The organism is Achromobacter maghribensis, from assembly GCF_057334215.1.
In genome coordinates, this window is sequence record NZ_JBHFII010000004.1 from 150,598 (window position 1) to 159,983 (window position 9,386).

General features: G+C 61.4%; 9 protein-coding genes and 1 pseudogene. 4 read left to right on the plus strand and 6 right to left on the minus strand.

From position 1 onward, the window contains the following. Both ACE039_RS01440 and ACE039_RS01445 read right to left on the minus strand, forming a co-directional pair. Nucleotides 1–628, minus strand: a 628-nt coding sequence (locus ACE039_RS01440; protein ID WP_485821476.1) for an ABC transporter transmembrane domain-containing protein, incomplete at its 3' end; no start/stop codon positions are given. Continuing rightward, nucleotides 622–2,430 carry an ABC transporter ATP-binding protein gene (locus ACE039_RS01445; protein WP_485821477.1) on the minus strand — a complete coding sequence of 603 codons (1,809 nt, stop codon included), beginning with the start codon at nt 2,428–2,430 and terminating at the stop codon, nt 622–624. The genes ACE039_RS01440 and ACE039_RS01445, both read right to left, overlap by 7 nt. A 138-nt stretch (nt 2,431–2,568) precedes the next feature. Between ACE039_RS01445 and ACE039_RS01450 the strand changes: the two genes are divergently transcribed. Both ACE039_RS01450 and ACE039_RS01455 read left to right on the plus strand, forming a co-directional pair. Next, complete coding sequence (locus ACE039_RS01450; RefSeq protein WP_485821478.1) at nt 2,569–3,195, plus strand: TetR/AcrR family transcriptional regulator; 627 nt, start codon at nt 2,569–2,571, stop codon at nt 3,193–3,195. A gap of 57 nt (nt 3,196–3,252) precedes the next feature. Continuing rightward, on the plus strand, nt 3,253–4,176 hold the full coding sequence (locus ACE039_RS01455; protein ID WP_485821479.1) for an ADP-ribosylglycohydrolase family protein: 924 nt from the start codon (nt 3,253–3,255) through the stop codon (nt 4,174–4,176). 43 nt (nt 4,177–4,219) lie between these two features. Here the strand turns inward: ACE039_RS01455 and ACE039_RS01460 are convergent, their stop codons facing one another. After that, complete coding sequence (locus ACE039_RS01460) at nt 4,220–5,125, minus strand: LysR family transcriptional regulator (RefSeq protein ID WP_485821480.1); 906 nt, start codon at nt 5,123–5,125, stop codon at nt 4,220–4,222. Nucleotides 5,126–5,264: 139 nt separating this feature from the next. Between ACE039_RS01460 and ACE039_RS01465 the strand changes: the two genes are divergently transcribed. Further along, nucleotides 5,265–6,491, plus strand: a complete 1,227-nt coding sequence (locus tag ACE039_RS01465; RefSeq protein WP_485821481.1) for an FAD-dependent monooxygenase — start codon at nt 5,265–5,267, stop codon at nt 6,489–6,491. Nucleotides 6,492–6,553: 62 nt separating this feature from the next. On the opposite strand, the gene ACE039_RS01470 is transcribed toward ACE039_RS01465, so the two are convergent. Both ACE039_RS01470 and ACE039_RS01475 read right to left on the minus strand, forming a co-directional pair. After that, nucleotides 6,554–6,712 carry a hypothetical protein gene (locus ACE039_RS01470; RefSeq protein ID WP_485821482.1) on the minus strand — a complete coding sequence of 53 codons (159 nt, stop codon included), beginning with the start codon at nt 6,710–6,712 and terminating at the stop codon, nt 6,554–6,556. 278 nt (nt 6,713–6,990) lie between these two features. Continuing rightward, nucleotides 6,991–7,434, minus strand: a complete 444-nt coding sequence (locus tag ACE039_RS01475) for a GNAT family N-acetyltransferase (protein ID WP_485821483.1) — start codon at nt 7,432–7,434, stop codon at nt 6,991–6,993. Nucleotides 7,435–7,911: 477 nt separating this feature from the next. On the opposite strand from ACE039_RS01475, the pseudogene ACE039_RS01480 reads away from it, so the two are divergent. Then, a pseudogene (locus ACE039_RS01480) lies at nt 7,912–8,058 on the plus strand (integrase); the annotation flags it as partial. Nucleotides 8,059–8,128: 70 nt separating this feature from the next. On the opposite strand, the gene ACE039_RS01485 reads toward ACE039_RS01480, so the two are convergent. After that, nucleotides 8,129–8,779 carry an imm11 family protein gene (locus tag ACE039_RS01485; RefSeq protein WP_485821484.1) on the minus strand — a complete coding sequence of 217 codons (651 nt, stop codon included), beginning with the start codon at nt 8,777–8,779 and terminating at the stop codon, nt 8,129–8,131. Nucleotides 8,780–9,386 lie beyond the last annotated feature (607 nt).

The window sequence follows — 9,386 nt, forward strand, 5'->3', positions numbered from 1 at the left end:
CGCTGAAGGCGCGCAGCACCGATTGGGCTTGGGCGAATTCCACCACGCGCTGGCTGGCGTCGGCGAAACGCTGGTGAAAGGCATTGTCGGCACGCCGCGCAAGCCGCGCCGTAAGAAAGAGGACGCCCGCCAGCAATGGCAGCGCCGTCAACGCAATTACGCCCAACAGCCAATGCTGTGCGAACAACGCGAACACAAGCACCACGGGCGTCGCCACGCCCGCGATGACCGGCGTAAACACGTGCGCCGGAAGCTGGGCCACGGACATCATGCCCTGCGTGACCACGTGCCCAAGACGGGCGGTGTTCTGCGGCGTGAACCAGCCGACAGGCAGGCGTGCCACATGGTCGCCAAGCCGGTGGCGGCCGCCTTGCAAGATGGCGACGCCCACGCGCACGCCGGCGCGCTCGACGTGGCCACGCAGCGCCCAGCAGATCCCTGCCCCGCCGAGCAACGCGATCAGCCAGGGCGCGGCCCGCCTGGCTTCTGCGCCCAGCAGGTGGGTAAGCATCGGCACGATGGACGCAATGGTGAGTCCGCAGAAAACGCCGTAGACAAGGGCCAGCCAGAGGTAGCGGCGCAGGACGGGCGCGTCCCTGCCCAGTAATTGCATCAAGGACTTCAGCATGACGGCGCCTCTTGGGCCGTGGCCGTTTCATAACCGCCCAGCTTCCAAAGCCGCGCGTAGCTGCCGCGTTGCGCCAGCAACTGCTCGTGCCGGCCTTGCTCTGTAATGACGCCGTCTTCCAAAACGATGATGCGGTCGGCGTGCTTCACCGTGTCCAGCCGGTGCGCAATGACCATCAGCGTGCGTTCCCGGGCGAAGCACGACAGCGCCGCCTGGATCGCCGCCTCGCTGCCGGCGTCGGCCGCCGCCGTGGCTTCGTCGAGCACCAGCACGGGAGGATCGAGAAGCACCGCGCGGGCGATGCTCACGCGCTGACGCTCACCGCCGGAAAGCTGCGCGTCTTCGCCGACCATGGAGTCGTAGCCGCGTGGCAGGGCCAGGATGCGCTCATGGATGTTGGCGGTACGCGCGGCGGCTTCTATCTCCTGCTGGCTGGCGGCGGGCCTGCCCAGCGCGATGTTGTCGCGCACGCTGGCATGAATCAGGCGCACTTCCTGCAATACGAAACCCACGCGCCGGTAGAGCTGCGTGCTTTCGATCTGCCGCAAGTCGGCGCCGCCGAGCGTAATGCGACCTTCGGCGGGATCAAAGAACCTCAGCAGCAGTCGCGCCAGCGTGGATTTCCCCGCGCCCGACGGGCCAACGATGGCCGTGACCGTCCCGGGTTCCAGGGTGAAGCTGATGTTCGATAGCGCCGCGCCCCCGGCGTCGTAGGAATAGCCCACGCTCTCGAATCGGACTTCATGCCCCTCGGGAGTCTGCTCGCGGCCCGGCGCGGGCGCTTCCAGCACCGGGGTCTTCAGCAACGCCAGCACGCGCTGCGCGGCACCCGTGGCGCTGCCCAGGTCGTGCAGCAGCGTGTGCAGCAACAGTAGCGGGCTGCAAATGCATGGCGCCACCAAGGCGAATGCCAGCACATCCACCGGCGCCATCCAGTCCAGCCCCACAAAAAGCGCGCCAAAACCCAGCACCACGCTCAGCACGGCGACCGGCGCGATCAGTGCGTGGGCACGGGCCATCGCCGCGACCAGCGGACGCGTGAATTCGACGAAGGCGTCGGCAAATCCGTCCACGGCGTCCCGGTAGCCGCGATGCGCCTTGCCGGCGTCGCCGAACGCCTTGGCCACGGATATCCCGCTCACGAACTCGACCGTCGCGCCATTGATGCGCCCAAGCCGGGCGACGAACGCCTGCATGTTCTTTCCGCTGGCCTTCATCGCCCGGCGCAGGAACAGGAAGAAGCCGCAGAACGGCAACAGCGCCACCAGGGCGAGGCGCCAGTCCAGCGCGAAGAGGTAGATGACCGAGATCACGATGACGCCAGCCGCGCGCGCCACCGCCGTGAAGAAATGCGCGGTCAGGCTGTGCAGGGTCGCCATGTCGTCCTGCAACGCCTGCTTGACCTCGCCCGACGCCCTGCCTGTGAACCAGCCCAGCGGCACCTGCGCCAGCCGCCGTGCACCGGCGATGCGAAGGCGATGGGTGATGCGATTGTCAGCCAGGTGGGCGGTCAATTCGCCCGCGGAGACCATCAGCATGCCGGCGAACATGCAGGCCACCGCGCCGATGACGGTCCACCAGATTTCGGGCCAGGCGTCGGCCAGGTGAGCACCTTCGCTGCCGGCGCCGGTAAGGAGCAGTCGCGCAATATGCGCGATGGCTGCCAGCGGCGCCAGCGTCAGCATGGCGCCCACCGCGGCCAGCACGGATGCAACGATGAGTTGCCCCCGGATAGGGGTCAACACCAGATCGAGCGGGCCGGCATGGCGGGGGTTGGCCGGCTCGGCGCCAGAAGTCTTCATGAACAAATACCGGGATGTTGGTGATAATTATTTGCATTACTATAAACTAAATCACGCTTTAGTTGCATGCAAATAAACTAAATATTCATCGGGCAAGTTAAAGTGCTGGGTAGACGTCATCAAGAAGAGGGAACAGACATGCAGCCGCCAGAGCGCCGCACCACGCGGGGACGGCCTCCCACCATCACTCGCGAGCGGATCGCCGACGCCGGCATCGCGTTGGGCCTGCCCAATATCACCTTTGTGGGCGTTGCGGCGGCGCTGGGCGTCAGCCACATGGCGCTCTACAAGCACGTGCCCAGCCTCCAGGAGCTCAAGCGCCTGGTCGCCGATGAGATCTTCAGCCGCTGGGAGATCCCCCAGGCCTGTAGCAACGGCGCGGGCGGGTTGAAGCAATACCTGACCCTGTTCGCCACGTCGGCAAGAGAGTTCGTGAAAACCCACCCGGGCGTGACGCCCTACGTGATCCGCAGATTGGCGGCAACGCCGGCCATGCTTGCGAAAATAGACGGGCACCAGCGCCATATCGCCAGCGCCTACGGCATTTCAAAGGAACAGTCGCGAATCCTGCTGGCAACCGTGGCCTTCCACGGCCTGGCGGTAGCCGATACGGTGTACACGGTCGCGGGCAAAGAGCCGGTCGTGGACGAGGCGCGCGCCGCGGAAGAGTCAGAGATGGAAGTGGAGCTCGACCAGGGCATGCAGGCGCTGATCATCGGCCTGCTAAGCATGTTGGAAGAAGGTCCGGCGCAGCCGACTGATTAAGCGTAAAAGCGTTGACGCCACCCGTGCCAAGAGCAGTGATATGAGCAGCATTTCCCAATGACAATCAACACGAACCAGGGCCGCCTGCGCGGATGCCTTTTTGGCCTGTTGGTGGGCGACGCCCTAGGCGTTCCGTACGAATTCCACGGGGCGGAGTCCATCCCTTCGCCCCCCGATATCGAGATGGTGCCGCCCGCTGGCTTCGATCGAGCCCATGGCGGCGTCCCTGCGGGCACATGGAGCGATGACGGCGCACAGGCGCTCGCTCTGTTGGATGCGCTATTGCAGGATGGGGATCTCGATCTCGACGCATTCGCAATCAATCTGCTTGACTGGGCCAGGCACGGGAAATTCACCCCGGACGGCAACGTCTTTGACATCGGATTGCAAACCCAGCGGGCATTTCAAGCGTTGGGTTCGGGCACCGCACCTGCCGTCGCCGGTCCCGCGGACGAACGTGACAATGGCAATGGGTCGCTGATGCGATGCTTGTCAGTGGTAATGGTGGCGTCCTCGCGGGAGAGTGCGATTCGCCTGTCCATGAAGCAGAGCTTGATCACGCACGGACACCTACGCGCGCAACTGTGCTGCGCGCTGTGTTGCCTGACGGCCATGGGCATTCTGGAAGGGCAGTCGGCGCCCGATGCCGTTCGCGCGGCGGAAGATGAATTGCTGGGACGTTATGCCGGCCTGGCGGAAGAAGCTGAGTTGAAGATCGTACTGGACGGCCGTTTCGATCCACCTCAAGGGTCCGGCTACGTGGTCGACAGCTTCTGGTCGGCCATTCATTGCCTGTTATCGACCGGCAGCTACGAAGGCTGCGTAAAACGCGCAGTTGCTCTGGGCAACGACACGGATACCACGGCAGCCATCGCCGGCGGGTTGGCGGGCCTTCTCTACGGAGTCGCCGCCATCCCTGACCGCTGGCTCGCGGCGCTACGCGGGAGGGACTTTGTCGAGTCCCTGTTGGCAGAGATTTGAAGTGCGGAGACTCCTCTCGGTCAGAAACGGGACACTGCAAAAGTCATGCCGATCCCGCCAACCGTACCTGTATCAATTCCAGCAGCGCCCGAACACGCGCAGTCACGGAATGGCGATGGCTGTATGCCCCTAGCAATTGCAGGGGGGCGGGACACAGGTCCAGTGGTATCTCGAGCAATCGACCCGTAGCAAGGTCTTCCTGGCAGGGATAGGCCGCCACAATCGCGAAGCCGATACCTTGGCGTGCGCCTGCCACGGCCAACTCTCCGCTGTTGACGCGGTAGCGGCTGCGTACCGGCACCTTGACGATTTCGCCGGCGGCGTCCTGAAACTGCCAGGGCTGGCCCTTCAGCGCACTGAGGGTAGTGATACAGGGTAGAGACTTCAGCTCGCGAACGTGGCGTGGCATGCCGGTCCTGGCCAGCAAGGAGGGGGCGGCAACCACGATGCTGGGCAGTGTGGCGAGTTCGCGCGTGATGAAGGCACTGTCCTCTTGATGGCCCCGGTGAAAGACGATGGAAAGGTCAACGTCCTCTCGAAGCACATCCAGTCCGGTCATCCGGGTATCGCATTCCAGTTCGATGCCTGGGTGGAGGCTACAGAATTCGGCGAGGATGGGGGCCAGCAGCCTTGGCGCTTCGCCGGGCATGCACATTTTCAAAGGGCCCCGCAGTTCGCGCTGTACCGCACCAAGCTCTTCCTGCGTGGCGAGCAGAGTGTCGAGCAAGGGCTTGGCGCGTTCGTAGAGCAGCCGACCGGCTTCCGTCATACGCAGATGGCGGGTGCTTCGTTCCAGCAAGCGTGTGCCGAGTTTACGTTCCAGGTTGGCAACGTGGCGGCTGACGTTGGATGAAGGGATAGCCAAAAGACGCGATGCGCCAGCAAAGCTCTGCTCATCAACAACTGCTGTATAGACGCGGACGGTATTCAGATCGAGCGCATCGCGCATTGATTATCCCGATTAAGGTATGAAAGCGTCCCATTTTTGCACGCTAGTTCTCTGTTTTGGCGAAATCTAAGATGCCATTTTGTTCGATGCGAGGCGGTGAGCCCGCCATCGAGCACCGTATGGACAGGAGAGCATCAGCGTGGAAATTGGAATACTTGGCGGCGGCATCGCGGGCCTGAGCGTGGCATTGGCTTTGCGCAAGCGGGGTTACAGCCCTCGGGTCTATGAGCGCCGGACGGAGCCGGCAACCATGGGGGCCGGCGTGACGCTTTGGCCGAATGCCAGCTTTGTGCTGGAAGAACTGGGGCTGTTGCAAGACATCGACGCCATTGGCGGTCGACCGCTGACAATGCGCCGCCAGGATGCTGTGGGCAATGCACTGGGAGGCCTCGATATTGCCTTCCTGGACCGGACGATGGGATACCCGACCTACACGGTGCTACGCCGGCACTTGCAGGAGGTGTTACTAGATCATGTAGCCCGGGCCAGGATACCGGTGGAGTTCGGACACCGGGCGGCGGGTATTGAGCTGGATGCCAATGGCAGGGCTGTGGCCCATTTCGAGAATGGTGCGAGCATCCGCCCGGATCTGCTCATTGGCGCCGACGGCCGCATGGATTCCGTGGCTCGCAAGTTTGTCGCGGGTGACAACACACCTGTCTATCAGGGCTTCGTGAACTGGATTGGCGTAGCGCAGGGGCAGCATGCGCTGGTGGACGACATTTCGATTCGGGATTTCTGGGGGGCTGGCGAGCGCTTTGGTTGCGTCGCGATTCGCCCCCAACTGGTGTATTGGGCTGCAGCCCAGGTTCGGCCCCTATCGGAAGCCATACCGACTGCAGATATACGCAAGGAGGTCGAAGATCTGTTCGCGGGATGGCCCGAACCGGTCGCGCATATTATCCGTGCCACGCCCGCAAATGCCATTCGGCTGATTGCGGTGCATGACCTGGAGCCGCTGCATACGTGGAGTCGGGCGAATGTACTACTGGTTGGGGATGCCGCACACGCGCCGTTGCCGACGTCGGGGCAAGGGGCCTGCCAGGCGTTGGAGGATGCGTGGCATTTGGTCCGGTGCCTGGATGGCGCAAGCGGCAACCTGGATAAGGCCTTTCGGGCGTTCACGAAGATCCGCAGCCCCAAAACTGCAAAGCTGGCGGAGCAAGGTCGGGTCTTCGCTCGCGGGCTATTCGCCACCGATCCTGAAATCTGCCGCATGCGCAACGAGCGGGCCAAGGCGTCCGATCCCGTGCGTGACGTGCAGGTCTTGACCGCCGGATGGGGGCAGGGTCTGCCAATGCCAGGCTGCAGCGACAGCACGCCAGCGCAAGGCGGAGGCTTCGGCAGCCTGTACCGTATTGAATGACGTGCGCTGGGGACGATCATCCGACGATCGGAGCGGAAACCGATCGCCCCTGGCGAGGGCGTTCAGGCGCTCAGGAAGCGAATGACTTCGGCCCAATCGTTGGTCGACAGGGCGACGCCTTCGAAGTCGCCAGCTTCCTCGTCGTAGCGCGAAACGCAGTAGCGCTGGCTCCTGCCGGATGCGCGGGCGGCATAGTCGACGTAGTCGGCATACACTTTCAAAGTGCCCTTCTCGTTCTCGAATGAAGGAGCTGCGTCGATGTAGCTCTACGCGTCGAAATACCCTTCGGGTAGGGAGGGCAGGGTTGTGATGTCGAAGTCGGGAAATTCGCGACGCAGTCGTTCAAGGTTCACAAGAGAAGCATGTTGAGGCTGGAAGCCTGACAATTTACGTTGCTCAGCGTCGTCAGTCGCCACGATGTCCCCCGAAATGCTTCTGACTAAATAGGGTCGGTGCTTTTTCGGAGCAGACCGGACGTCCGCTCTGCGCCTCGACGAGATTACCGCTTCGGGGCGGAAGCGGGCTTTCGCTTCACAAACACAAGTTCGGGGTCGTTGTCATCCAGATTTTCAATCCGACCGCTTTCGACAAAGCCAAGGCGCTTGAGCAATTGGCGCATCGCGATGTTCGACGTATTTGTCGACGTGAACAATTTTCCTGCGCATTGCGACTCCAGCGCGGCCATGATTGCTGTAGCGACCCCACGGCGACGTGCCGAGACCTTGACGACGATCAGCGGGACGAAGTTGTTTTCGAAAAAGGACTTGTTTAGTACCCCGTAACCGATCAGCGCCGAAGCACCCATCGCTTCTACTGCGACCCAGCATTGGCCAGCGGCCACCGCATCGGCGATAAACACCCTCCTACCCAGTTCGTGCTTGGCAATCGGATCCTGCTCAATGATCGAATCGATGTCTTCACGAGAGGCGGGTCGGACGTTCATTTGGGAGAACATAGTGGCCACATATCAGAATGGAAGAGCGGTGAGTCTATCTTGTGAGGCATGCTAGCTCCGCTTTGGGATTAGAAGCGGCCAGCCGCGTCAGGGACCACTCCCGGCCAGAAGCGGTCGTTTGCCAACATGCTGCAGAACGCATTTATAGGAGTATGGCTGAAACGCATGACCTCGATTTGGTGGACCCAGTGAGGCCAATTCTCACGACATACGTGCGCTATCCTGTACGCCTTCATGCTCAAGCGGCTCCACAGATGAGATTGCGACGATTCCAGGCAACCGATGCTGACGTTATTCTGACGCTAGAGGCGGACGCCGAGGTGATGCAGCGCAGGACAGGTCTGATCCCACCAACGCCGTAACGACGACGAGCACTGCTTGCATACGCCGTAGGTGCACACTTAATCTCCCTTTACCCGAAAGGAGATTGTCATGGAATCCTAGAATGTCACCGTTGATCGTCGTGTGCCATGGAACCAGGGCAAACTCACCGGGCAGAAGCCGCCGCTGAAGCTTCGAGAAATTTGGGCAATCCGAGCGAGACTTCAGATGGCGTCCAACATCCGGGAACTCGCGATTTTCAATCTCGCAATCGATAGCAAGCTTCGAGCTTCACTTCGTGGCCTTCAGCATGCCGATGCTGGTAAATGCTGCCAACCTACTCCAAAGTTCATAACACGCTCTAAGTATCGGCTACATCGCGCAGCCGTACGCCGGAGAAGTTGGCCGCACTCAGTGCATCAAACATCGCGCGGTCGCAGATGGGAGGTGCTCCCATGCGATCCTGGCGGAAGATATGGGCATCTCCCACAACATCCTGTTTGAACACCAAGCTGGCCCCGCCGACGAGGCTATAGAGCTTCTCGTCCTCGCCGGTCTGATAATTGTGGTCGAGCTTGATCCTCACGCGAGAGGAGGCTTCATCCAGGGCATCGAGTCTGCGCAGCACATTGCCTAAGTAGTACTGAGGACCGGGGCTCCCGTCAGCAAGGCTGAAGTCGCATGCCACAAATGCAAACGCCTCGGCATCCATCCGCTCAAACAGCTGCTTCAAAGGCTCCGACACAATCCATATGCCGGCGAGCTCTTCCAGATCGCGTAGCATTCCGCCCCTCTCCGGTACATGAACCAGGTGGGGACGCTCCGGATACTGATTTGGCATTCCGTCAGGACGCGAGACGACATTCATCCCCGGATGGATCAGCTTCTCTTCGTTGGCGATTTCTATGCCGGGGACCCTGCCGTTTTCCAAGAAGCTGGCGTCGATCAGGAAAAATTCGCCCTTATGAGACGCGGCTTCGGCTGAAACTTCAATGGCGGTGGGTTCGGTCACGGCGGCTTCCATCTTGGATGCGGGGGCAGAACGGGAATGCAGTTGAGCCGATGCTAGCGGGGCGTTAGCGCAGCCACAAGTTCCGTCGAAACGGTGCCCGCGATACTTGATTCACGTGAGTCTCGGGAAAGTTCGGAACAATGGTCGACAAGATGATAGCGCCGTCGTGCTGAACTGTGGTGCTCGGCTGCGAGCGGCGGTGTTGCCCGCGTGTTGTCGTGCGCCTCGTGAAACCGAATTCCGATGTTGTTGATTGCGACAGGGGTTAATGGCTTGTAGTCAGAAATCCTTCGAGAAATCAGTTGGCAAGAGCGATCCGTTCTACGTGGTGATCGAATAGGAACTGGGGAGCACAGCCGATTTCGAAGGTCCTTGCCTCATACTGGAAGATCTAGCCTTTTCGAGCGTCCGTTTCGGGTCGAGGCTGTGTGAAAACGCGATTTACTGCCGATTTCAAGGGTCCCCACCTCTTGCCAAACTGGCGAAATTCGATCCTGCAGCGATCTGAGAGGCGGATATTGCAGGCGCCCTTGAGAGGCGCGCGTTTTCACGCAGCGTCGGCCAGAAGCGGACGCAACACGTTCGACGACAAAAAGGTCACAAGGTA